Genomic DNA, 22674 nt, shown 5'->3' with positions numbered 1-22674 from the left:
TGATTTATTCCGAGTTCCTATTCTGTGCTCCTATTTTGAGCTGCCTCCCGGATTGACCGTGGCAAGGAACTGGAATGTCTCATTAAAAGCGCGGTCTAGCGCTTCGGGTGCGGAGAGATACACGTCGTGGAGGGCACCCGGAATCGCGACGTTGCGCGCCTGCGGACCCAGGTGGGCAGTGGCATCGGCAATTTGCTCAGTGTTGAGGACAGAGTCAACGCGGCTGAGCTCCGGGGTGTAGTCGGAGCCGAGAAGGTAGTTGTCCGAGTGGAGGACGAGCGTCGGCACACCGGTGTCGATACCGCGGCTGACACGTTGCTGGCCGACGATGATGGCATTGAGCCAACGCCAGTTCTTGTCATGGCCAGCCAGCGGCTTGAAAGTGCGGTTGTACTCCCAGCGCCCCTGGTGGTCGGCGCTAATGGATTTTCCATAGCCGCCCGCAGACTGCACTGGAATAAGACTGTTGGGGCGAATCCGCGACATAACGCGAGTCACCAGCGAGTACACGGGCGCCTTTGCCCGGGAAACGTGCAGAGTAAGCCACGGTGAGTTCAAGACGGCAGCCGTGACGGAAATATTGGGTGCTTGCGGGCCGTGGCCGCCTGTGCTTCGTAACCAATCGAGCCAGAGCACGGCAATGAGGCCGCCGGTGGAGTGCGCATTAACAGTGACAGTTGTATGGCCGGCGTGGTCCAACACCGCGAGTGCCCCGTTGAGATCCTCGAAGTAATTCGTTAAATCGCTGCATCCATGCCAAGTCTGCCCAGGTTGGTGCGCGCGCCCGCACTTGCGCAGGTCAATGGCGTAAAAGGCGTAGCCTTCGGCGTGGTACCGCTCCGCTACGTGCTTCTGGAAGAAATAGTCCGACATCCCGTGAATCCATAGAACCGCCGGACGCGTTTGGAAGTCGCTTGCCGACGAGTCGGGGCAGTAGCGGACCAATACCGCGCATACCGACCCCTCACCGTCGGGATCCTGGCCGAGTTCGATGACATGTTGGCTGTAGTCTTCGCCTAGGTTATCGGGGTTAAAGGTGGGGGTAACGAAATCGGGAATATCGGTAGTCACAGGGACAAGCCTAGCGCCGATTACCGGGGGTAGTGGGAATGTGTGCCACAATAGATTATGGACTGAGACGGTAGCTCTCTTTTGCGTCTTTAGTTGTGTGCGCGCATGTGAGCGAGCGCTAGTTTGAATCACTAATCAAGTTAGTAAGGATGTTGACAGCAAAATGGCTGATAACAAGCTTCCTGCTTCCAGTGGCGACGAGGTAGACGTCGTCCTCATTGGTGCAGGTGTAATGAGTGCGACGCTGGGTGTGCTGCTCAAGGAGCTCGAGCCATCCTGGTCACAGGTTCTGTTCGAGCGTCTCGATCAGCCCGCCAAGGAGTCTTCCTCTCCATGGAACAATGCTGGTACCGGTCACTCTGCTCTGTGCGAGCTGAACTACACGCCGGAGAAGAACGGCAAGGTCGATGTCACCAAGGCTAAGCTCATTAATGAGCAGTTCCAGGTTTCCCGCCAGCTGTGGACCTCGCTGATTGAAAACGGCACCCTGACTGACCCGAAGGAATTCATCAACCCAGTTGATCACACCACCTTCGCTCAGGGTCCGGAGCAGATGGCGTTCATGCGTCGTCGCTATGAGGCACTTGAGAAGGAGCCACTGTTCCACGGTCAGGAGCTCATTGAGGATCCGGACCGTTTCGCTGAGTACCTTCCGCTGATGTCCGAGGGTCGTGACTTCTCCAAGCCGGTCTCCGCTATTCGTAACCCGAATGGTACGGACGTTAACTTCGGTGCACTGACCAAGCAGTACCTGGCCGCACTGTCCGATATGGGTACTGAGATTCGCTACGGACACGAGGTCACCGGTCTGAAGCGCGACGGTTCCAAGTGGATCGTCACCGTGAAGAACCTGCACACCAAGGACGTTCGCACCCTGGTTGCCAACTTCGTATTCGTCGGTGCCGGCGGTGACGCACTGCCGCTGCTGCAGAAGGCTCGTATTAACGAGATTCGCGGTTTCGGTGGCTTCCCGGTCTCCGGCCAGTGGCTGCGCTGCACCAACGAGGAAGTCATTGCTAAGCATGACGCCAAGGTCTACGGTAAGGCTTCCGTCGGCACGCCGCCGATGTCCGTTCCGCACCTGGACACCCGTGTTATCGACGGCAAGCGCGGCCTGCTCTTTGGCCCGTACGCCGGTTGGAACATGAAGTTCCTCAAGAACGGTAACAACCTGGACCTGATTAAGTCCCTGCGTCCGGCCAACCTGCCATCCATGATGGGTGTTGGTGTCCAGGAGATGGGGCTGACCAAGTACCTGATTACTGAGGTTCTGAAGGACTTCGACGCACGTATTGAGTCCCTGCGTGAGTACGTCCCGAACGCTCGCCCAGAGGACTGGGAGCTAATCGTCGCTGGTCAGCGCGTCCAGGTCATTAAGCCGATGAAGGCTCCGGTCTTCGGTACCCTCGAGTTCGGTACCGCGGTCATCAACTCGTGGGACGGCACCATTGCCGGCCTGATGGGTGCATCCCCGGGCGCTTCCATCGCTCCGGCTGTGATGATTAGCCTGATTGAGCGCTGCTTCGGCCGTCACATGGGCAAGTGGGCTCCAAAGCTGAAGGAGCTCGTCCCGTCCTACGGTACGCACCTGGCTGATGACCCGGCTCTGTTCAAGGAGGTCTGGGAGGCTTCCCAGAAGACCCTGAAGCTGGAGCGCTAGTAACTCGCTGAAGAGCTTCAGAGAGTTCAATTAAGCCAACATTGTTCTACCCCGCTGTGAGCCATCCGCTTGCAGTGGGGTAGAACTGTGCTTATGGAAAAAATCACGTCAGCGACCACTGCACAAACAGAGCCCACTTTTCCTTTTACTGCGATCGTCGGGCAGCAGCGACTACAGCTTGCGTTGATTCTGACCGCGCTATCCCCGGAGATTGGTGGTGTCGTCATCCGCGGTGAGAAGGGCACAGCCAAGACCACTACGGTCCGCGCGTTGGCGCCATTTCTCAGCGGATCGTTGGTAAACCTGCCACTCGGCGCTACGGAAGATCGAGTCGTAGGCTCCATCGATGTGGAGACCGTCCTGACTACCGGATACGCACAGTTCAACCCGGGACTACTCAGCGCGGCTGACGGTGGCATTCTCTATGTCGACGAGATCAACCTGCTGCCGGATCATCTCGTTGACTCCGTTCTCGATGCCGCAGCCACCGGTCGCGTGGTTGTTGAACGCGATGGCATCTCGCACTCCGCAACCTCCAGGTTCGTGTTGGTCGGCACGATGAACCCGGAAGAGGGCGAATTGCGTCCCCAGCTTCTCGACCGCTTTGGTCTCGCCATCGACGTCACCGCATCCAAGGATCCGGCTGTCCGCGCGGAAATCGTCGCCCGCCGCCTCGACTTTGACGCCGACCCGGAGAGCTTTGTCACGCGGTTCGCCGCCGACGACGAGGCACTGCACGCCCGCATCGATCGCGCGCGCGCACTGCTTGACGACGTCGAATTGACCCCCAACATTCTTGGTCAAATTGCCACAGTGTGCGCTGCTTTTGATGTGGACGGGATGCGTGCCGACATCGTCATTGCACGTACCGCCCGCGCTCACGCTGCCTGGCGAGTAGCCGGGGACGAGTCGGCGCAGCCGGCACCCGGCAATCCAATTGAGATCACTGCTGAAGACATTAAGGTAGCTGCGGAAATGGCACTGCCGCACCGTCGTCGCCGTGACCCCTTTGATGAACCAGGACTGGACCAGGAACAGCTCGACGATGCTCTGCAGGATGCAGAGGAGCAGTTCCGAGATGACCAGAATCAGCCAGAGTCGGATTCGGAGACCTCAGACCAGCCCGAAGTCAAACCTGAGAAGCCCTCCCAGTTCGACTCCAACTCCGAGCCTCAGGAGCCGCAACAGTCGAATTCCGCGGGATCGAAGGGAGGTCGCGCCGCTGAAGGCGCCCCCTTTCGCCGTTCGTAAAATCAGCGTTGACGGTGTCGGCCAAGGGGATTCCGGCCGGCGTTCCAAGGCCATTGGCCCGCGGGGCAGCACCATTGGTGCCGAGCGGGGAGGCCATGGTCTCCACGTGCCGGCGACAGTGTTGGCGGCGGCCAATCGTGGCGCCCGGATGGGCGACTCGATGATCCCTCTGGAACCAGAGGACGTTCACGGCGCTATCCGACAGGGAACTGAGTCCAATCTGGTCGTCTTTGTCGTGGACACCTCGGGTTCCATGGCAGCACGCGACCGTCTGGCAGCCGTCACCGGCGCGGTCACATCGCTGCTGCGTGATGCCTACCAAAGCCGCGATAAAGTCGCTGTCATTACTTTCCGCGGAAATAACGCCGAATTAGTTTTACCGCCGACGAAGTCTATCGACACCGCAGTACGTCGCCTCGCAGATGTCCGCACTGGTGGCCGAACTCCATTGGCCGAAGGATTGCTGAAGGCACACGAAGTGGTAGTTCGGGAAGCCCATAGGGAGCCCACACGGCGCGCAATCATGGTCTTGCTCTCCGACGGCCGAGCAACGGGTAAAAATGGCCTGCAGCAGGCGAGGGCTGTGGCCGCAAAGATCCGTCGTCAAGCGTTGGCGGCGACGGTGGTTATCGACTGTGAGCGCTCTCGCGTGCGGCTGGGGCTGGCACAGGAACTCAGCGTGGAATTGGGTGCGACCTGCATAAATCTCTCCGAACTCAATGCCGAAGCCGTGGCGGGCGTGGTCCATGCCTATCATCGAGACCATGGCACAAGGAAAGCTTGACCCCAAATCAATTCCCAACGATGGACTGACCACCAGGCAGCGTCGCATGATTCCGATTACTGCGGTGCATACGGGCCCAGGTAAGGGCAAGTCCACCGCGGCATTCGGTATGGCGATGCGCGCGTGGAATCAGGGGATGAATATCGGTGTCTTCCAGTTTGTAAAGTCGGCAAAGTGGAAGGTTGGCGAGGAAGCTGTCATGCGCCGGTTGGGCGAGCTTCACGACGACACGGGGGAAGGCGGCCCGGTCGAATGGCACAAGATGGGAGAAGGTTGGTCTTGGTCGCGTAAGCAGGGCACTGAGGAGGACCATGCGGCAGCTGCTGCCGAGGGATGGCAGGAGATTAAACGCCGCCTGGAAAATGAGGTGCACGACTTCTACGTGCTCGACGAGTTCACCTACCCAATCAAGTGGGGTTGGATTGATGTCGACGATGTGGTGGAGACATTGAGGAACCGTCCCGGCCGCCAGCATGTGGTGATGACTGGCCGCGATGCGGATCCGAAGCTCGTGGAGGTCGCGGATCTGGTGACGGAGATGACCAAGATTAAGCACCCGATGGATGTCGGACGTAAGGGACAAAAGGGCATCGAGTGGTAGCGCCTGGAATTGTCATCGCGGCGACAGCATCAGGCACGGGAAAGACGACAATCTCCACGGGCCTGATGCGTGCACTGTCGCGCCGTCACGCGGTGGCACCTTTCAAAGTCGGACCCGACTATATTGATCCTGGCTATCACGGGGTAGCCGCTGGTCGTCCCGGCCGCAATCTGGATTCCTTTATGTGCGCGCCTGAGATGATTGGGCCGCTCTACGCACATGGAGCTGCCGACAGCGATATTGCGGTGGTCGAAGGGGTTATGGGGCTTTTCGACGGCCGCATTGGTGACGACCCGCTATCGGTGGAGGGCTCGACGGCTGAGATTGCCTCACTGTTGGGACTTCCGGTGGTGTTGGTGATTGATGCCCGGCATATGTCGCAGTCGGCGGCGGCTGTTGTCCACGGTTTCTCCACGCTTCGCACTGACGTCCGTGTCAGTGGCGTGATTATTAATCAGGTGGGCAGCCCGCGGCATGCGGACATCATTACCCGTTCTGTGGAGACCATGGGGGTCGAGGTGCTCGGCGCTATTCCGCGAGTGACTGATATTGAGGTGCCCAGCAGGCATTTGGGGCTGGTCACTGCAGTCGAGCAGGGTGAGCAGCTAGAAGCGGTCATTGAATCGATGGCCAACTTGGTGGAGACCTACATCGACATAGACCGGATTATCCAGCTTGCCCGGCAGCCCTATCCAGCTGAACCATGGAACCCCGCACAGTTCGTTGTACCGCTGGCTACTCAGCGCCGCGTGCGTGTAGCGGTCGCGGCGGGTCCTGCGTTCTCGTTTACCTATGCAGAGCACCGTGAGCTATTGCAGGCCGCTGGAGCCGAGGTCGTGGATTTCGACCCATTGGTTGACGAACTGCCGGAAGCCGAAGGCTACATCGTGCCCGGTGGATTCCCAGAAGAGCATGCCGACGCGCTATCTATTCGTGATGACATTCGCCGCGATCTACGTCAGGCTGCCGACGATGGTGCGCTGATCCACGGCGAATGCGCGGGGCTGCTCTGGCTGCTTGAAGATCTCGGTGGGCGCCGTATGTGTGGCATCATCCCGGGGCGAGCGCACATGGCACGGTTGAAGCTGGGGTACCGGGAGGCTGTGGCGCTGACTGATTCTGTGCTGTGCCCGGTAGGAACGCGCGTGCGCGGTCACGAGTTCCACAAGACAGCCCTAACCGATGACACCGCAAGTGTCGCTGCTGCGGCCGGGTGGCAACCAGCCTGGGGTTGGCGTGGATATCAAGGCGAAACAGTTCGCGACGGCTTCGTTTCCGAGTCTGGGCGGATTCATGCCGGTTACCTGCATGTTCATCCGGCGGGTGCGCCGGGGAACGTCAGTCGCTTTGTCGCTTCGTGCGCCGGGTAAAGTGTTAGCTATGAGTTTGCTTCTCAAAGACTACGGTGTGTTGGTGGTTGGCGGTTCCACGGCTGCAGAGCGCGTGATTCCTCGGCTGTTGGACTCTGGCGCTGATGTCACTGTGTGTGAAGGTGGGGAAGTAACAACTGCGATTGAGGCCTGGGCTGCAGACGGCCGTATTACTTTGACCCGCACCGGCTTTACCGAGGCGATGAGCTGGGGCAAGGCTCTCATGGTCTGCTGTGACGAGGCGTTGCTGCGTGAGGTGACTCTAGAGGGACACCGCCGAGGTATTCTCGTCGACGATGAAACCGGGGCTTCCAGCCCGCTTACTCCTGTGGCGCTGACCGGCCGTCGCGCGTCGCGCGCTGGGGACCTCGCTGGTCAGGTCGCACTCGTAGGCGGTGGCCCGGGCGACCCCGGTCTGATTACCGTTGAGGGGCGTCGCTTGCTCCGGCTTGCCGACGTTGTCGTTGCAGACCACCTCGGTCCACTGTCGCTGCTCGGTGACTTGGAGCCGGATGTCGAGATTATTGATGCCGGCAAGCTTCCTTACGGCCGCGCCATGGCTCAGGAGCGCATCAATGAACTGCTAGTTCATCGTGCCCGTGAGGGCTACTTTGTGGTCCGGCTTAAGGGTGGCGATCCGTACATCTTCGGCCGCGGTTTTGAAGAGCTTCAGGAGCTACAGAAGGCCGGGGTACCGGTTCGCGTTGTGCCGGGTATTACTTCAGCACTGGCGGTACCGGGGACGATTGGTATTCCAGTAACAATGCGTGGCGTCAACCACGAATTCACTGTCGTGTCCGGTCACGTTCCACCGGGGCACAAGACGTCCCTGGTCAATTGGGATGCGCTGGGTCGGATGCACGGCACTATTGCCATCATTATGGGAGTCAAGAACGGGCCGAAGATTGCCGAGGCTCTGATGAAGGCTGGCCGCAGCCCGAAGACTCCGGCTGCGGTCATCCAGGACGGCACGCTGCCGAATCAGAGGTCGCTACGCTGCACACTCGGCGAGCTCGGCGAGAGAATGGTCGAAGAGGCAATCAAGCCGCCCGCCGTTATCGTCATCGGTGAAGTCGCCGGTCTGGATGAGGGCGATGAGTAAGAACAACAAGTCCAGCAACAACAAGTCGAGGAAGCGTGAGCCAGAGCAGCAAAAGGCAGGGCTTGTTACCCGACTGCTTGCCGACGATCAGCTGCGTAGCGCCATCTGGATGGGCGCTGCGACCTTCCTGGTGTTCTACCTCGGAGCCATGATCATCTTCCGACTCCTTCTCCTCGGCGGAGAAGGCTCGCGATACGACAGCATTTTCATCGCTGTCATAGCGCTCATTGCCGCCATTGTGGCAGGCCGGAAGCGCTACAACGACGACATTTAGTTTTCCGGGACGCGGAAGATGAGGGTGTCGTCGTCAAGCGAGACGTCGTATCCTGCGGCGCGCGCGATATCGACGGCCTCTGCGGGGGAGGTCGGTGCCGTGTCGGAAAGGGCGATAGCGCGGGCAAATAGACCCTTGTAGTGCTTGTTGAAGTGGCTGACGATTTTGCCCTCGGCGGTGAGCACGGTCATCGTTGTCGCGCTCTTGACTTTGCCCAGATTGGCGTAGGTGCCGGAACGAAGGTCGATGAGGAAGTCGACATCATTGAGAGCCTCGGTGATGGCGGTGCCCCAACGGCGCTTCATCGTCGGAGCTGCGTCGGCAGGCTGATCCGCGAAGGGGAGCTTGACCGTGCCAGAGAGACGGTAGTGGGGGATGAGGTCGTCTCCGCCAATGGCACCGAAGAGCGCTGACCCGATGGCGAGTCGAGCACGGCCGGTTTCCGGCAAATCGCTGGGGGAGAGTGCGTCGTAGAGCACCCCGGTATAACGCTCGAGAGCCGGCATGGTCGGCGACTCTAGGAGCGCGGCATTAGCTGTGACTTCGTCAGCAAGCCGTGGCCCCAGCTTCAGTGTTTTCATCGCGGCCTCCCTGTTCGCACTTAACTCCACGAGATCGGCTGCAATGCGCTCGCGGATGGGGTTGAGGGAGCCGAAGCTCAGCGAGGAAAAGTCCACTGCGGGATGGCTGCCACCAGTGGCTTTGGTTTCAGATGGGGGTAGGACTACGAGCATGGGCACCATAGTAATGCCCCGCATGTTGCGAAGAATGATCGACGGGTAAAATCAGCATTCATGATTACGCGAATGTCCCAGCTGTTCCTGCGCACACTGCGCGAGGATCCAGCTGACGCCGAGGTCCCTAGCCACAAGCTGCTCGTCCGTGCCGGCTACATCCGGCGAACTGCCCCTGGTGTGTACTCCTGGCTGCCACTGGGCTTGAAGGTTCTGCGCAACGTAGAGAAGGTTGTGCGCGAGGAGATGGAAGGCATTGGCGCACAGGAGCTGGCATTCCCTGCACTGCTCCCGCGTGAACCGTACGAGGCGACGAATCGGTGGACCGAATACGGCCCCGAGCTGTTCCGTCTGAAGGATCGCAAGGGCGCGGACTACCTGCTGGGGCCGACGCACGAAGAGATGTTCGCGCTGGCTGTCAAGGATCTTTTCAGCTCCTACAAGGATTTCCCGACGACGCTGTTTCAGATTCAGACCAAGTACCGCGACGAGGCTCGCCCGCGTGCAGGTATTCTGCGTGGCCGCGAGTTCGTGATGAAGGACTCTTACTCCTTCGACATGGACGACGAGGGGCTGGAGAATTCTTATCAGCAGCACCGCGGTGCCTACCAGCGAATTTTTGACCGGCTGGGCATTAAGTACGAAATCTGCCACGCCACCTCCGGCGCTATGGGCGGTTCGGCCTCCGAGGAGTTCCTGGCTGTTAGCGAAAGTGGCGAAGACTCCTTCGTAGTCTCCACCGACGGTGAGTACGCCGCCAATGTGGAAGCCGTGAAGATTCCGGCAGTCGAACCGCAGCCGATTGAGGGACAACCGGAGGCGAAGGTTTACGAGTCTCCGAACTGCACCACAATCGCAGCACTTGTTGATTGGGCCAATGGTGCGGACCTCGGACGCGAGGTCACTGCTGCCGATACTTTGAAGTGCGTTCTCGTCGCCGTCGACCCGAAGAAGGTCGATAAGGAGGGCAACGCCCTGCCGGAACAGCTCACCGCAATCCTGGTTCCCGGTGACCGTGAGGTCGATGAAAAGCGTCTTGAAGTCGCATTTGAACCGGGTGAGGCGCGTTTGCTGGAGGACAAGGACTTCGCAGCCAATGACTTCCTGATCAAGGGCTACGTCGGCCCGCAGGGGCTCGCCGATCGCGGTGTGAAGGTCCTTGCTGACCCCCGCGTGGCGGAGGGCACAAATTGGATTACAGGAGCCAACGAGGAAGGCAAGCACATCGTCGATGTGGTCGCTGGTCGCGACTTCCAGATTGATGGTATTTGCGATGTCGCAGAGGTGCGTGACGGCGACCCGGCTCCGGAGGGGCATGGCACGCTAAAGATCGAGCGCGGAATCGAGATCGGTCACATTTTCCAGTTGGGCCGCAAGTACACCAACGCCTTTGAAATCGACATCCTCGATGTCAACGGTAAGCGTGCTCGTCCGACGATGGGGTCCTACGGCATTGGCGTGTCCCGCCTGGTCGCTGTCCTCGCGGAACAGCAGTTGGATGAAAAGGGCCTCAAGTGGCCAGTTGCCGCGGCACCGTACAAGGTTCACATCGCTGTGGCCGGCAAGAACGCCGAAGCAGCTGAGGCCGCTGAACAGCTGGCGGAAGACCTCAGCCAGCAGGGCATTGAGGTGCTTTTCGACGACCGTCCGAAGGTCAGCCCCGGTGTGAAGTTCAAGGACGCCGAGCTGCTGGGTATGCCGTTTGTGGTCATCTTTGGCCGTGGCTACGCGGACGGCAAGGTGGAGCTGCGTAACCGCCTGACCAACGAGACCGACGAGGTCGCCGCTGACGGCATTGCAGCTCACGTCGCGGAGCTGGTTCGCAAGGCTTAGAGCCCGGGCAACGGCTCCAAGTTGTTGCCACCTAGCGCTGCCGCTCCGGCGGCAGCCACGCCAGCTGCCTGCAGCGCGAACATACGCATCCGAGGGTTATTAGCAGCGAGCAATACGTCTTCCCACGCCTGGGCACAATAGCGCTCCAATGCAATCATGTAATCGACGGGTGCCGTATCTGGCGAAGGAGCGCCTTCCGGCATATAGCCAGGTGCGCTCTCCGGCACCTCAACGTCGGAATCCTCCAGAATTAGTCGGGCACGATCGCGCAAAATTCGGTGGCGCTCGCCACGGGCCAAAAGTGCAGTAGTGGTATCGCCTCCGACACGTGGTGCGGCTACGCCGACACCGTAAATCATCATATATTCGGCTTGCAGTGCCTTAGTCATCTGTTCTTCGGCACCCGAGATTTCATCCCTGTCACTGGGAATCAATGGGACAAGCTCCTCCCACTCAGCGCCCGCAACACGCAGAGCGAGGACGATACCGCCATCGACAGCCGTGGCGAGGCGCGCAGTGTACTCCTCCCGCAATGCAGTGCGTGAATCCAAGGCATTCGTCAGTACGGGATTGTTTCGCGAGTCCGTGAGCAGTAATTTCGCATCGGAACCGGTAACCAGGGATCCTGGGACTGCTACGTCCGAGCCACATTCATCGACAGGTTTACCGTCCTTGTGGGTACCGCAGGCGCGTGTGATTTCCTTATCCAGTTCGGTTACCTGCGCGGAGCGCACCGCTGCGAGGTCAGGATTGGCGTCGCTAAGCGACTGTGCATCGCGCGCCGCCAGCGCATGGAGAACCTCAATGGCGTAATCGGGGCGCGGTGCCACCAGATGCGAGCACGCGGAAAGCGCAGGAAATGATCCCACGGCGAGGGCAGCAGCGAGGAAGCCACGGCGCGAGAGAGTACGAGTGCGATGCGATGCGGAAGCAAAACTGGGGGAGGGAGGTTCAACAATCACCTCACTATGGTGCCACGGCGGGCGGCACTTTGTGTCAACGCGGTGTGTGGAAACCGCCCAGGTGCGCAATTCCTAGTACTTGACCTGTAGACTCTACGACTATGGCGATACCCGCACCCGAGAAAATTGAACAGTTTGTGAGCCCGGCGCTCGCACAAATCGGCCTGGATGTGGAAGATGTCAAGGTCGTTCGCGCCGGCGCAAAGTCACAGGTCATTGTGTTAGTTGACGCAGATGAGCGTCCTGACCTCGATGTTCTGGAACAAGCCACGTATGAAGTATCTTCGGCTCTGGATGCAGCGGAGGCACGTGGTGAAGCGGACTTCGGCGCTCAGGGCTACACCTTGGAAGTTTCCACTCCTGGTATTGACGCACCGCTGACCCAGCCTCGGCACTGGCGTCGTAACCGTGGTCGTATTGCGGAGATTTCGCTTGCCGACGGTTCCGCGATTGCAGCCCGCATTGGTGCGCTGTCGCCGGATGAAGAATCCATCATTCTCGTTACCTCTAAGGGGCCAAAGGGACGTTTGAAGGCTGTTGGCCAGCGTGTCCAATTAACCAATGTGGCCCGTGCAGTGGTACAAGTTGAATTCTCTAATCCGCCCGCAGCCGAGAAGGATTTTGCGGGACTAGACTATGACGATGCCTTGACCAGGCTGGAGGATAACAAGTGAAGATTGAACTAGCTGCCCTGCGAACCTTGGAAAAGGAAAAGGGTATTCCTGTCGACGAAATGCTGGGACTGGTCGCCCGAGCATTGCGTGAAAGCTACCGTAGCACCACCGCACCGGCACAGTATGCGCGCGTCGAAATCGACCGTGAGACCGGTGACGTCATAGTCTTTGCCCAGGAGCGAGACGACGAGGGCAATCTCATCTCCGAATGGGACGACACTCCGGAGGACTTCGAGCGTACCGCTGCATTCGCTGTTCGTCAGACCATCCTTTCGCGTCTGCGGGATGCGGAGAGCGATAAGGTTCTCGACGAATACGCAGACCTGTCTAATCAGGTCATTTCCGGCGTGGTCCAGCGCGATGTCTATGCCAATGAAAAGGGCATTGTCGTCGTCCACATCGGTTCGGAGGCCAACGGCCGAGACGGTATTCTGATGCCGGCTGAGCAGCTGCCAGGTGAGGAACTCAAGCACGGTGACCGCATCAAGTGCTACGTCGTCGGTGTGAACAAGACACCGCGCGGTGTTGCGATTCACCTGTCACGCACGCATCCGGAGCTCATTCGTAAGCTCTTCGAACTTGAAGTTCCGGAAGTTGCCGATGGGGCAGTGGAATTGATTTCCATTGCGCGCGAGGCCGGTCACCGCACCAAGGTTGCTGTACGCCCCACGGTCAAGGGCCTCAACGCTAAGGGCGCCTGCATTGGGCCCCGCGGTCAGCGTGTGAACTCGATTATGAATGAGCTCAAGGGCGAGAAGATTGACATCATCGACTACGACGAGGATCCGGCGAAGTTCGTTGGTAACTCGCTGGCGCCCGCCAAGGTAGTTAGTGTCAAGATTCTGGACATGGACGAGCGCCGTGCACACGTTGTGGTGCCCGACTACCAGCTCTCTCTTGCTATCGGCAAGGAGGGACAGAATGCCCGTCTGGCGGCTCGTCTGACCGGCTGGCGAATCGATATCCACTCCGACGCGGAGTAGACACAACGTCAGCGTCCCAGCGGTTGCGAAAGTGGCGGGAAAGTGCCTAGGGGGTTGGCACTTTTCCGCCTTTTCGGGTTATGCTGGGAGGTGGCCAAACGACAAGGCGTGATTTTCCTATGCGAATTTTCGCGCTGAATTTCTTAGCAGGAAGGTGGGTGCGTCAGGAGTATGACGACTTCGCGGGTGCTAAACCCGAATTCGACAACTCATACGCCTGCACCCACACGTACCTGTATTGCAACTAAGCAGCGCCACAATTGCTCGGAGCTGCTACGCATTGTCGCCACCACCCGTTCAGATGGCTCAGTAGCCGTCGTTGCTGATCCGCATCGTCGGATGCAGGGGCGAGGTGCCTGGATCACCCCAACACTAAAGGCTTGGGAGATCGCCGACAAGCGCCGTGCATTTGGCCGCGCACTGAAGGTATCTACGCAGGTAGATGCGTTTCCGGTTAAACAGTTTATCGCCACGCACTACGAAGCGGCGGAGGGTTTCGCCCCCGCTGACGATGTGCGTGTCGCTAAGCAGGGAGGCAGGAAAAATGACAACAGAAAGACCTGAACACTGATGAGCACACGATGAAGCATCAGCGATGAACGGCAATAGATAAGAGGGAGCCCTGCAGGCGCTCTCGGTGCGCGGACAAATCCGCCATCGGGCGCTGCTCGGCCCCCACTAGTGAGGAGAGCAGTGTCCGGAAAGCTACGTGTCCATGAGCTCGCTAAGCAGCTCGGGGTCACCAGCAAAGAACTACTCGCCGAGCTGAAGGCTCAGGGCGAGTTTGTTAAGACCGCTTCTTCGACGGTGGAACCACCCGTCGTCAGGAAGATGAAGAAGGTCTACGAAGAGAAGAATGCTGGCGCAGGTGCTGACGCGTCTGCCCAGGCCCCAACTACCAAGGCTGCTGCTAAGTCGGGTGCCAAGCCAGCTGCAAAACCAGGCGCTAAGCCTGCTGCACCAGCGGCGGCAAAGCCGGGTGCCAAGCCAGCTGCAAAGCCAGGCGCTAAGCCTGCTGCACCAGCGGCGGCAAAGCCGGGTGCCAAGCCAGCTGCAAAACCAGGTGCCAAGCCTGCTGCACCAGCGGCGGCAAAGCCGGGTGCCAAGCCAGCAGCTAAGCCAGGCGCTAAGCCTGCTGCACCAGCGGCGGCAAAGCCGGGTGCCAAGCCAGCTGCACCGTCCCGTTCGCCGAAGCCGGGACAAGAAATGCCACGCCCGCCGAAGCCTGCTGGCCCGAAGCCAGGGCCGAAGCCAGGCGCACGCGCACCGCGTGTGGCGAACAACCCATTCTCGACCGGCGGATCCTCCCGTCCGGCACCGCGGCCGTCCAACATGCCGCGTCCGCAGGGTGGAAACGGCCGTCCGGGCCCGAAGCCGGGAGCACGCCAGGGTGGCCCTCGCCCGCAGGGTGGAAACGGCCGTCCGGGCCCGAAACCGGGAGCACGCCAGGGTGGCCCTCGCCCGCAGGGTGGACAGGGCCGCGGTAATAAGCCGAGCGGCAATCGTCCGACTCCGGCAATGATGCCTTCGCACCCGAACCCGGGGCAGATGCCTGCAAAGGCAAGCCGCGGTGGCGGTGGCGGTGGCTTCGGCGGCCGTGGTCGCGGCCCGGGTGGCCCGGGTGGCGGACCGCGCGGTGGTCGCGGCGGACGTCGCGGTGGAACTGCAGGTGCATTCGGGCGACCAGGAGGCGCCCCGCGTCGCGGACGTAAGTCGAAGCGTCAGAAGCGCAACGAGTACGAGGCAATGCAGGCACCATCCGTGGTAGGCGGCGTTAAGCTGCCCAACGGTAAGGGCACGACCATTCGCCTCGCACGTGGTGCATCCCTGTCTGACTTCGCTGAGAAGATTAACGCCGATGCAGCATCGCTGGTCCAGGCGTTGTTCAACCTCGGCGAAATGGTGACGGCAACTGCATCGGTCTCCGACGAGACCCTGCAGCTGCTCGGCGACGAGATGGATTACAAGGTCCAGGTCGTCTCGCCTGAGGATGAGGACCGCGAGCTCCTCGAGTCCTTCGACCTCCAGTTCGGTGAGGACGAGGGCGACGATGAGGACCTGGAGCAGCGCCCGCCAGTGGTAACTGTGATGGGTCACGTCGACCACGGTAAGACGCGCCTGTTGGACACGATTCGTAAGGCCAACGTCGGTGGACACGAGTCCGGTGGTATTACCCAGCACATCGGTGCCTACCAGGTGCCGGTGGAGCTCGACGGTGAGAAGCGCAAGGTTACCTTCCTGGATACCCCGGGTCACGAGGCGTTTACCGCCATGCGTGCTCGTGGTGCCAAGTCGACCGATATCGCGATTCTGGTTGTTGCAGCTGATGACGGCGTCATGCCGCAGACGGTTGAGGCTATTAACCACGCCAAGGCCGCTGATGTGCCGATTGTCGTTGCAGTCAACAAGATTGATAAAGAAACTGCAGATCCGCAGAAGATTCGTGGTCAGCTGACTGAATACGGTCTCACTGACGAAGAGTGGGGCGGCGACACTATGTTCGTCGATATCTCCGCTAAGCAAGGTCTCAACATCGATCAGCTTCTCGAAGCAGTGCTGTTGACTGCCGATGCTTCGCTGGATCTGCGCGCCAATCCGGATATGGACGCTCAGGGTGTCGCCATTGAGGCTCACCTTGACCGTGGCCGTGGTCCGGTGGCAACCGTTATCGTTCAGCGCGGTACGTTGCGCGTCGGTGATTCCATCGTTGTCGGTGACGCATATGGTCGTGTTCGCCGCATGGTCGATGAGTACGGCAACGACGTCGATGAGGCCGGTCCTTCCCGTCCGGTTCAGGTGCTCGGCCTGACCTCCGTACCGGGTGCTGGTGACAACCTCCTGGTTGTTGACGAGGATCGTACGGCCCGCCAGATTGCAGACCGCCGCGACGCACGTCGTCGTAATGCGCTGCAAGCACGTCGTCGCAAGCGCGTCTCCCTGGAGAACCTGGACGAGATTCTGAAGGAGACCAACACCCTCAACCTGATCCTGAAGGGCGACAACGCCGGTACCGTCGAGGCACTGGAAGAAGCCCTGCTCAAGATCGAGGTCGACGACGAGGTCGCTCTGAACATCATCGACCGTGGTGTCGGTGCTGTCACGCAGACCAACGTCACGCTGGCTGCTGCGTCTGACGCCGTCATCATCGGCTTCAACGTTCGCTCCGAGGGCAAGGCCACCGAGGTTGCCAATGCTGAGGGCGTTGACATCCGCTACTACACGGTGATCTACCGTGCTATCGAGGATGTCGAGGCTGCTCTGAAGGGCATGCTCAAGCCGGTCTACGAGGAGAAGGAGATTGGTCGTGCAGAGATTCGCGCCATCTTCAAGTCCTCCGCAGTTGGCCTCATCGCCGGCTGTATGGTCGAGTCCGGCAAGGTCCGCCGCAACGCGAAGGCTCGCCTGGTTCGTGACGGCAACGTCATTACGGATTCGGCGACTATCGAGTCGCTGAAGCGAGAGAAGGACGATGCCACCGAGGTCGCAGCCGGTTACGAGTGCGGTATGGTGCTGTCCTACCCGGACATCCAGGTGGACGACGTTATCGAGGTCTACGAGATGGTCGAGGTTCCGCGCACGTAGCGACGTAAGCTAAACACTGCGTGAACTTTGATAAGGCGCTCCCCTCGGGGAGTGCCTTTTTGCGTATCGTGTTCGTTATGGGCTTCAAAACTAATCTCTTTGCACTCTCAGATGAACTGCCGCGAACGAATATTTTGAATTATCCTCCTGCGAGCGCAGAGGAGACTCTTGCGCAATTGGACAAGATTTGGCCAGGGAAATTCGCCTTTGATTCCGAAGAAACCATTGAGGATGGTCATAATTGGTACTTCCACGCGGTAGCGTTTGGGCCAACGCTGCTTTTCGGGACCGACGACGTATACGACCTTATTGAGGACCCAGCGTTGGCGAACGATCCTCGCGAAAGTTGGTCACTGTGCATCAATAGTGTTGTCGATTTCTGCCACTATAAGACTCCTACCAGGGAATTAGAAGCAAGCTGCGAAGACTATGATTTTGACATGCAGCGGTTTTTCAGCTCTGGACGACTGTTGGATTTTGAGGTACCGTTCGCTAACGGTGAACACGTCGAGGTACTACATCCGACGGATGTGGCTGAATGGGAACAAACCCATGGCAGTGTGGCGCCCAAGGATAAAAATGGTGAGGTAAGTTACCTTTTCCATCCGCTGGAGCTAGGTAATGCTGCGGTTAAATGGATTTTCGGCATCGAGGGAGAAACACCATTGCAGGATAGTGTGATGGATTCACTGCCTGACTGCTCCCATGTTAATGGGTTACCGATGTACAACTTCGTGGAGCGCCGTTAAGAGCGTACGGGTAGGCTGCGTTTCAGCTGCGCAATTCCGTAGTAGCGACTCCCCATGCCGTCGATGACATCGATGGTGGTGGCAGTGTTGTCGTGATGATTAATGGGTTAATAACAAAGGGCGAGCGTGCGGCGAAGCAATTGACTGCACTCGGTAAACGGGTGCGGGCGAAGTCGCGAAACATGCGGTTCGAAGTTGAGTAGTGTTTTGCGTGTTAGTATTAGCAGTCCTTTGTATTGAACCGTTTTGTCGGATCCCAAATGGGTCTTTGTCAGCGAAGGGGCACTTCAGGCCCCACGCTAAATGGGGTCTAGCTACGAATCGTTACGCACAGGTAGAGATAGATAGGGAGTAGCCAAAAATGGCAGATCCAGCACGCGCGCGCAGGCTGTCCAAGCGTATTCAGGAGATTGTCGCCAGCGCAATTGAGCGTGAGATTAAGGACCGGCGGCTGGAGTTTGTGACTATCACCGACTGCCGCGTCACCGGCGATTTGCACGACGCCACAGTTTTCTACACTGTGCGCGGACGTACGCTCGACGAGGAATCGGACTACGAGTCGGCAGCAGCAGCGCTGGAAAAGGCGAAGGGGCAGCTACGTTCCCTGGTCGGTCGTGGCACCGGTGTGCGCTACACACCGACGCTGGCTTTTGAGGTTGACACGGTGCCGGAGATTTCCGCGCACCTTGAGGAGCTGCTCGATAAGACTCGCGCGCGCGACGCGGAATTGGCTGAGCAGGCTAGAAACGCAAAGCCCGCAGGCGATGCCAACCCATACCGCGACGAGGAGTAAAACTCTCCACCGGCCACATCTATCGATGAAAGGGGCACCCACGTGACCACTTCTCCGCAGGCTCAGGAGCAGGCAGCTCACCAGCTTTCCCAGGCGATTAATCGCCGCATGTCCAAGCCGATTCAGCAGATGCAGGATATGCTTGCCGACGCCAAGAAGGTCGGCGTCATTGCCCATGTTCACCCCGATGCGGATGCGATTGGTGCTGCATCTGCGATGGTCATGGCACTTGTACAGCGTGGCATTTCGGCTGTAGCCAGCTACGGTGAGAGCGATTTGCCAGCCAAGTCGCTGTTGACCATCCCCGGATGGGAGCGATTTGTCGAGTACACGGACTTGGATGAAGACATTGACACGTGGGTGACTGTCGACTGCGCAAGCCCGGGGCGCCTCGGTGCGCTGGAAGATCGCGTGATGGCCTCCGACCGCGTTATCAATGTTGACCATCACGCGACCAACACTCGCTTTGGGTCCGTCAACATGGTTGACGAACGCGCAGAGTCCTCGACCATGGTGCTCCTGGACTTCTTTGGTGTCTGGGGTATCAAGCTGACCACGCCGATGGCTCATGCTCTCTATGCAGGGCTGTTGACGGACACCGCATCGTTCCAGTTCGGCCATTCCCGCATGCACACTGCAGCGGCGCGCCTGCTGGATAAGGGGCTCAATCCGCGCACGATTGGTGCACAGCTGCTGGAAGAACATCCGTTTGCCTACCTTCCATTCCTGGGCAAGGTGCTTTCCACCGCGACATTGGTGCCCGAGTGGGGCGACGGCGCTGGCCTAATCCACGTCGTCATTGAGCACGACCAGACCGCCGAAGTTGGCCACGATGAGATTGAATCGGTCGTGGACATTGTGCGTACGACTAATGCGGCCGACGTCTGTGCCGTGCTTAAGGAGTATGAGCCAAACCAGTGGGCCGTCTCGCTGCGTTCTCGCGAGCTTGTCGATGTCTCCCAGGTCGCCCTGGAAATTGGCGGCGGTGGCCACGAGCGTGCCGCCGGTCTGACTCGGGAGTGCAGCAAGGATGAGCTGCTGCAGGCCATCCTGGACACCAGCGATGTCGCAGCCCAGGCACGCCGAGGCACGAGCGAGGCCTAGGGGATTGTCGGACTCGCGAGAAACTCAGGAGCGCACTGAGATTGAGCAAACTGGCATAGAGCAAACTGGCATAGAGCGAACCGGCATAGAGCGAACCGGGCACAGTGCGAAGTCAGATGTCAGCCTTCGCGCAATCGTTTCGCTTGCGCTGCCAGCGTTGGGTGTTCTTGCCGCGCCCGCACTCTATGTGCTGCTGGATACGGCTGTCATCGGTCGGCTTGGAGCTGTTCAGCTTGCGGCGCTTGCCGCTGGTTCGACGGTTTTTTCTGTGGTAACTACGCAGCTTACTTTCTTGGCTTACGGCACGACCGCCCGATCAGCGCGAGCCTTTGGCAGGGGCAACGTGGACGAGGCGGTTGAAGAGGGACTGCAAGCGACGTGGGTCGCCATCTTTGTGGGCCTTAGCCTCTTTGCCATCATCGTGGGGTTGGCACCAGTATTTACCGGTTGGTTAGCTCCTCATCCGGAGGTCGCTCATGATGCCGGGCAGTGGTTGCGAGTTGCTGCCTTCGCCATTCCGCTGACGTTGATTGCGCAGGCTGGAAATGGTTGGTTGCGCGGTATCCAAAACACCCGCGCGCCGCTGCTATTTGTGCTCTCAGGCCTTGTTCCGGCCGCCATTGTGATTGTGCCGCTGGTCCGCGCCTTCGGTCTCGAGGGCTCTGCGCTGGCCGTTCTCTTCGGCGAATTGATTACCGGCGGACTGTTCCTCCGCAGTCTTTTCAAAGAGTGCTCTAGCCGCAAGCTTTCCATGCGCCCGAATGGCGCCATTATCAAAAGCCAGCTGGTCCTCGGCCGCGATCTCATCGTTCGCTCCTTGTCCTTCCAGGTAGCGTTCCTCTCCGCCGCCGCGGTTGCTGGCCGCGTTGGGCCGACCACGCTCGGTGGGCACCAGGTCATGCTGCAACTGTGGAATCTGATTTCGTTGGTGCTCGACTCGCTAGCGATTGCTGCACAGACGCTCGTCGGTGCAGCGTTGGGCGGTAGCTCCACGGCCGTTGCCCGCTGGACTGGCAAGCGCGTGACGGTCTGGTCAAGCGTCATTGCCCTCGGCCTAGCGGCTGTTTTCGCAGTAGGTAATGCCAGCATCGTCCGCATTTTTACCGACGCAACAGGCGTGATTGACGCAGTCACCGCCGGACCATGGTGGATTCTTGTCGCAATGATTCCTATCGGCGGTGTCGTCTTCGCGCTCGATGGCGTGTTGCTCGGCGCCGGCGACGCAGCCTTCCTCCGTAACGCCACCGTTAGCGCGGTCCTGTGCGGATTCCTCCCACCGGTCTGGCTGGCGCAGGCATTTGGCTGGGGGCTGACCGGCGTGTGGTGCGGTCTCTTGGCCTTCATGATTCTGCGACTAATCTTTGTCGCTACCCGTTTCCGTGGAGAGAAATGGTACGGCATCAGCGCATGAGTGTGCTTGCCGACGTCCAGGAGTACCTGGCCAGGCATTTGCCCGCCGGTAGCCGGCTGGTTATTGACTCCAATGCCGAGCGTCCGTTTAGTGATGCGGAATTGCAGCAGCTCCGTACTGCTGAGTTGAGGCTGTCTGATAGTGCAGCACCTGCTCGAATCCGTGATTTCACCCGAGGGCGCCTCGCTGCGCATGAGGCGGTGCAACGGCTAGGAGAGTCTGCCCCACATGGGATTGGCATGTCGGCCACCGGAGCGCCGCTGTGGCCACAAGGGATCGTGGGGTCAATTAGCCACTGCGGCAGGGCCGTGGCAGCCGTGTCCGCGAGCGCTGAACAGCTGCAGGGGATTGGCATCGATGTCGAGGTCGAGCAGACTCTAGAGTTAGGAATCATCGAGGCAGTCTTGCGCACTGACGAAGCACGCCTTGACCCGCTGGTGCAATTTAGCGCCAAGGAATCAATGTACAAACTCTGGGAGCCGATAGTCGGGCAGTGGCTAGACTTCGACGAAGTCTCCGTCCAACTGCGAAAGAAACGGATAGCAGCGCGAGGTTTTTCCCGAGGACTCACAGGCGGACCTTTACAGCTAACGTTTCACCGTGAGATCCCCGACGCCTTCTGCGGAGTAAAAGGCTTCTGGGCTCGCGGTGCAGGCATCGTTGCAACCGCGGTGTGGCTCGAGCAGTCTTAAAATCCTTGAGAGGTAGTCACAGCGTGGCCGGGCGCACCACGAAGACCGTCTTAGCCCGTTTGCCAGATTCTGTGAGCAGCGCCGGAACCTTTCCCGTTGGTGACACCGCCGCATAGACTCCAGGTTTTCCGATCGGCTCCAGCCACTTGCCCTGAGCCAAATCAGCCGCCTGCTGTTCAGTAATTTCGCGGGTATCAAAGCAACGCAGGCAGGCCTCGTCCAGACTCATCGGCAGCAAGGAAGCGGCGCGCTCCGGGACTGGGCGTCGCATCTCCGCAATTTCTGGATTGGCGGTGTCGAACTGCTCGGCCTTCGCCGTGAGTTCGTCGATAGTCAACGCCTCATCAATAGTGAAAACGCCGGCGGCAGTACGTCGAAGCGCGGTGAGATGACCACCGACCCCCAATGCATCCCCCAAGTCACGAGCTAGGGCGCGGATGAAAGTGCCGGCAGAGCAGTCGACCTCCACGTCGATATCGATGCACTCCCCGGGGCGCGAAGGATCGGAGTCGTGGCGGATGTCCAGAACCTCATAGCGGGTGATTGTCACTGGGCGCGCAGGGATATCGACCTTCTCACCACGGCGGATGCGCTCGTAGGCGCGGACGCCGTCAATCTTCACCGCTGATACCGCCGCGGGTTTTTGCATGATTGTGCCGGTGAACTTCGCAATTTCCGCTCGAACCATTTCATCAGTCACCGATGCCGCCGAGGATTCGGAGAGCAACTCGCCTTCGGCGTCGTCGGTAAGCGTGGCAGCGCCGAGCCGAATGGTGGCTTGGTAGGACTTCGTGTCCGCGTGGACATGCGGTAGGAAACGCGTGCCGCGGCCGATGCCGAGGACGAGCACACCGGTGGCCATGGGGTCGAGGGTGCCGGAGTGGCCGACCTTCTTGGTGCGGAAGATTCGACGGAGTTTGCCCACTACATCGTGGCTTGTCCAGCCTTGGGGCTTGTCGACGATAACAATGCCGGAGTCTGCAATCGGATCGAAGTCGGTCATAGACGCAATCCTATGTTGCGCTATATGCGGTGTGTTAAACG

21 protein-coding genes are annotated in these 22674 nt (G+C 59.6%); 17 read left to right on the top strand and 4 right to left on the bottom strand.

The genetic code is table 11. The features are described from left to right. Nucleotides 1-30: 30 nt before the first annotated feature. The gene (locus QKE19_RS00430) at nucleotides 31-1071 is read right to left on the bottom strand and encodes an alpha/beta hydrolase (protein WP_347890090.1); all 1041 of its coding nucleotides are present in this window, start codon (nucleotides 1069-1071) and stop codon (nucleotides 31-33) included. Nucleotides 1072-1234: 163 nt separating this feature from the next. On the opposite strand from QKE19_RS00430, the gene mqo reads away from it, so the two are divergent. The 7 genes from mqo to QKE19_RS00395 all read left to right on the top strand — a co-directional run bounded on the left by mqo (nucleotide 1235) and on the right by QKE19_RS00395 (nucleotide 8113). Next, entirely contained in the window at nucleotides 1235-2731 is a 1497-nt protein-coding gene (gene mqo / locus QKE19_RS00425) for a malate dehydrogenase (quinone) (protein ID WP_049170803.1), read from the top strand. 93 nt (nucleotides 2732-2824) lie between these two features. Continuing rightward, nucleotides 2825-3982: an AAA family ATPase gene (locus tag QKE19_RS00420; protein ID WP_347890089.1), complete on the top strand. Its 1158-nt coding sequence runs from the start codon at nucleotides 2825-2827 to the stop codon at nucleotides 3980-3982. A 106-nt stretch (nucleotides 3983-4088) separates the two neighbouring features. Further along, entirely contained in the window at nucleotides 4089-4766 is a 678-nt protein-coding gene (locus tag QKE19_RS00415) for a VWA domain-containing protein (protein WP_016422575.1), read from the top strand. Further along, the gene (gene cobO, locus QKE19_RS00410; protein WP_042389270.1) at nucleotides 4747-5367 is read left to right on the top strand and encodes a cob(I)yrinic acid a,c-diamide adenosyltransferase; all 621 of its coding nucleotides are present in this window, start codon (nucleotides 4747-4749) and stop codon (nucleotides 5365-5367) included. The genes QKE19_RS00415 and cobO overlap by 20 nt, the downstream gene beginning before the upstream one ends. Next, complete coding sequence (locus tag QKE19_RS00405) at nucleotides 5361-6737, top strand: cobyrinate a,c-diamide synthase (protein WP_049170806.1); 1377 nt, start codon at nucleotides 5361-5363, stop codon at nucleotides 6735-6737. The genes cobO and QKE19_RS00405 overlap by 7 nt, the downstream gene beginning before the upstream one ends. A 10-nt stretch (nucleotides 6738-6747) precedes the next feature. After that, a complete protein-coding gene (gene cobA, locus QKE19_RS00400; RefSeq protein ID WP_347890087.1) occupies nucleotides 6748-7839 on the top strand; it encodes a uroporphyrinogen-III C-methyltransferase in 1092 nt (363 codons plus the stop codon). Next, nucleotides 7832-8113, top strand: a complete 282-nt coding sequence (locus QKE19_RS00395; protein ID WP_224783776.1) for a hypothetical protein — start codon at nucleotides 7832-7834, stop codon at nucleotides 8111-8113. The genes cobA and QKE19_RS00395 overlap by 8 nt, the downstream gene beginning before the upstream one ends. On the opposite strand, the gene QKE19_RS00390 is transcribed toward QKE19_RS00395, so the two are convergent. Beyond that, entirely contained in the window at nucleotides 8110-8847 is a 738-nt protein-coding gene (locus QKE19_RS00390) for a peroxide stress protein YaaA (RefSeq protein WP_347890176.1), read from the bottom strand. The two genes, QKE19_RS00395 and QKE19_RS00390, sit on opposite strands and share 4 nt — an antisense overlap. 60 nt (nucleotides 8848-8907) lie before the next feature. Here QKE19_RS00390 and QKE19_RS00385 point away from each other — a divergent pair, with 60 nt between their 5' ends. Next, a complete protein-coding gene (locus tag QKE19_RS00385; RefSeq protein WP_016422581.1) occupies nucleotides 8908-10680 on the top strand; it encodes a proline--tRNA ligase in 1773 nt (590 codons plus the stop codon). Here the strand turns inward: QKE19_RS00385 and QKE19_RS00380 are convergent. Next, nucleotides 10677-11642, bottom strand: coding sequence for a DUF4439 domain-containing protein (locus tag QKE19_RS00380; RefSeq protein ID WP_224783777.1), 966 nt, complete (start codon nucleotides 11640-11642; stop codon nucleotides 10677-10679). The genes QKE19_RS00385 and QKE19_RS00380 overlap by 4 nt on opposite strands. Nucleotides 11643-11743: 101 nt before the next feature. Here QKE19_RS00380 and rimP point away from each other — a divergent pair, with 101 nt between their 5' ends. The 9 genes from rimP (at nucleotide 11744) to QKE19_RS00335 (ending at nucleotide 21630) form a co-directional block, all read left to right on the top strand. Next, nucleotides 11744-12316: a ribosome maturation factor RimP gene (gene rimP, locus QKE19_RS00375; protein ID WP_016422583.1), complete on the top strand. Its 573-nt coding sequence runs from the start codon at nucleotides 11744-11746 to the stop codon at nucleotides 12314-12316. After that, a complete protein-coding gene (gene nusA, locus QKE19_RS00370; protein WP_070862709.1) occupies nucleotides 12313-13299 on the top strand; it encodes a transcription termination factor NusA in 987 nt (328 codons plus the stop codon). The genes rimP and nusA overlap by 4 nt, the downstream gene beginning before the upstream one ends. 171 nt (nucleotides 13300-13470) lie before the next feature. Further along, the gene (locus tag QKE19_RS00365; protein ID WP_016422585.1) at nucleotides 13471-13863 is read left to right on the top strand and encodes a YlxR family protein; all 393 of its coding nucleotides are present in this window, start codon (nucleotides 13471-13473) and stop codon (nucleotides 13861-13863) included. A 129-nt stretch (nucleotides 13864-13992) separates the two neighbouring features. Further along, nucleotides 13993-16881, top strand: a complete 2889-nt coding sequence (gene infB, locus QKE19_RS00360) for a translation initiation factor IF-2 (protein ID WP_126108001.1) — start codon at nucleotides 13993-13995, stop codon at nucleotides 16879-16881. Nucleotides 16882-16901: 20 nt separating this feature from the next. Continuing rightward, a complete protein-coding gene (locus tag QKE19_RS00355; RefSeq protein ID WP_048733528.1) occupies nucleotides 16902-17630 on the top strand; it encodes a hypothetical protein in 729 nt (242 codons plus the stop codon). A 361-nt stretch (nucleotides 17631-17991) separates the two neighbouring features. After that, entirely contained in the window at nucleotides 17992-18423 is a 432-nt protein-coding gene (gene rbfA / locus QKE19_RS00350) for a 30S ribosome-binding factor RbfA (RefSeq protein ID WP_347890083.1), read from the top strand. A 42-nt stretch (nucleotides 18424-18465) separates the two neighbouring features. Further along, nucleotides 18466-19527 (top strand): DHH family phosphoesterase, encoded by a 1062-nt coding sequence (locus QKE19_RS00345; protein WP_049170820.1) that lies wholly within the window; start codon nucleotides 18466-18468, stop codon nucleotides 19525-19527. 4 nt (nucleotides 19528-19531) lie between these two features. Then, on the top strand, nucleotides 19532-20938 hold the full coding sequence (locus tag QKE19_RS00340) for an MATE family efflux transporter (RefSeq protein WP_149420960.1): 1407 nt from the start codon (nucleotides 19532-19534) through the stop codon (nucleotides 20936-20938). Continuing rightward, the gene (locus QKE19_RS00335; protein WP_347890080.1) at nucleotides 20917-21630 is read left to right on the top strand and encodes a 4'-phosphopantetheinyl transferase superfamily protein; all 714 of its coding nucleotides are present in this window, start codon (nucleotides 20917-20919) and stop codon (nucleotides 21628-21630) included. Before QKE19_RS00340 ends, QKE19_RS00335 begins: the two co-directional genes overlap by 22 nt. A 16-nt stretch (nucleotides 21631-21646) precedes the next feature. Here the strand turns inward: QKE19_RS00335 and truB are convergent, their stop codons facing one another. Beyond that, complete coding sequence (gene truB / locus QKE19_RS00330; protein WP_224433135.1) at nucleotides 21647-22633, bottom strand: tRNA pseudouridine(55) synthase TruB; 987 nt, start codon at nucleotides 22631-22633, stop codon at nucleotides 21647-21649. Nucleotides 22634-22674 lie beyond the last annotated feature (41 nt).

Origin of the sequence: Corynebacterium sp. c8Ua_99, assembly GCF_039907185.1 — a bacterium.
Lineage (GTDB): Bacteria > Actinomycetota > Actinomycetes > Mycobacteriales > Mycobacteriaceae > Corynebacterium > Corynebacterium jeikeium_D.
Note: the sequence above shows the minus strand (reverse complement) of the source record. Positions and strands in the feature narration are given on the sequence as shown.

Bases quoted from the DNA above. Each gene is read 5' to 3' on its own strand.
- cobA (WP_347890087.1), top strand. From the start codon at position 6,748: ATGAGTTTGCTTCTCAAAGACTACGGTGTGTTGGTGGTTGGCGGTTCC.
- QKE19_RS00385 (WP_016422581.1), top strand. From the start codon at position 8,908: ATGATTACGCGAATGTCCCAGCTGTTCCTGCGCACACTGCGCGAGGAT.
- QKE19_RS00390 (WP_347890176.1), bottom strand. From the start codon at position 8,847: ATGCTCGTAGTCCTACCCCCATCTGAAACCAAAGCCACTGGTGGCAGC.
- QKE19_RS00335 (WP_347890080.1), top strand. From the start codon at position 20,917: ATGGTACGGCATCAGCGCATGAGTGTGCTTGCCGACGTCCAGGAGTAC.
- rimP (WP_016422583.1), top strand. From the start codon at position 11,744: ATGGCGATACCCGCACCCGAGAAAATTGAACAGTTTGTGAGCCCGGCG.
- mqo (WP_049170803.1), top strand. From the start codon at position 1,235: ATGGCTGATAACAAGCTTCCTGCTTCCAGTGGCGACGAGGTAGACGTC.
- rbfA (WP_347890083.1), top strand. From the start codon at position 17,992: ATGGCAGATCCAGCACGCGCGCGCAGGCTGTCCAAGCGTATTCAGGAG.
- QKE19_RS00365 (WP_016422585.1), top strand. From the start codon at position 13,471: ATGACGACTTCGCGGGTGCTAAACCCGAATTCGACAACTCATACGCCT.
- QKE19_RS00395 (WP_224783776.1), top strand. From the start codon at position 7,832: ATGAGTAAGAACAACAAGTCCAGCAACAACAAGTCGAGGAAGCGTGAG.
- QKE19_RS00420 (WP_347890089.1), top strand. From the start codon at position 2,825: ATGGAAAAAATCACGTCAGCGACCACTGCACAAACAGAGCCCACTTTT.
- cobO (WP_042389270.1), top strand. From the start codon at position 4,747: ATGGCACAAGGAAAGCTTGACCCCAAATCAATTCCCAACGATGGACTG.
- truB (WP_224433135.1), bottom strand. From the start codon at position 22,633: ATGACCGACTTCGATCCGATTGCAGACTCCGGCATTGTTATCGTCGAC.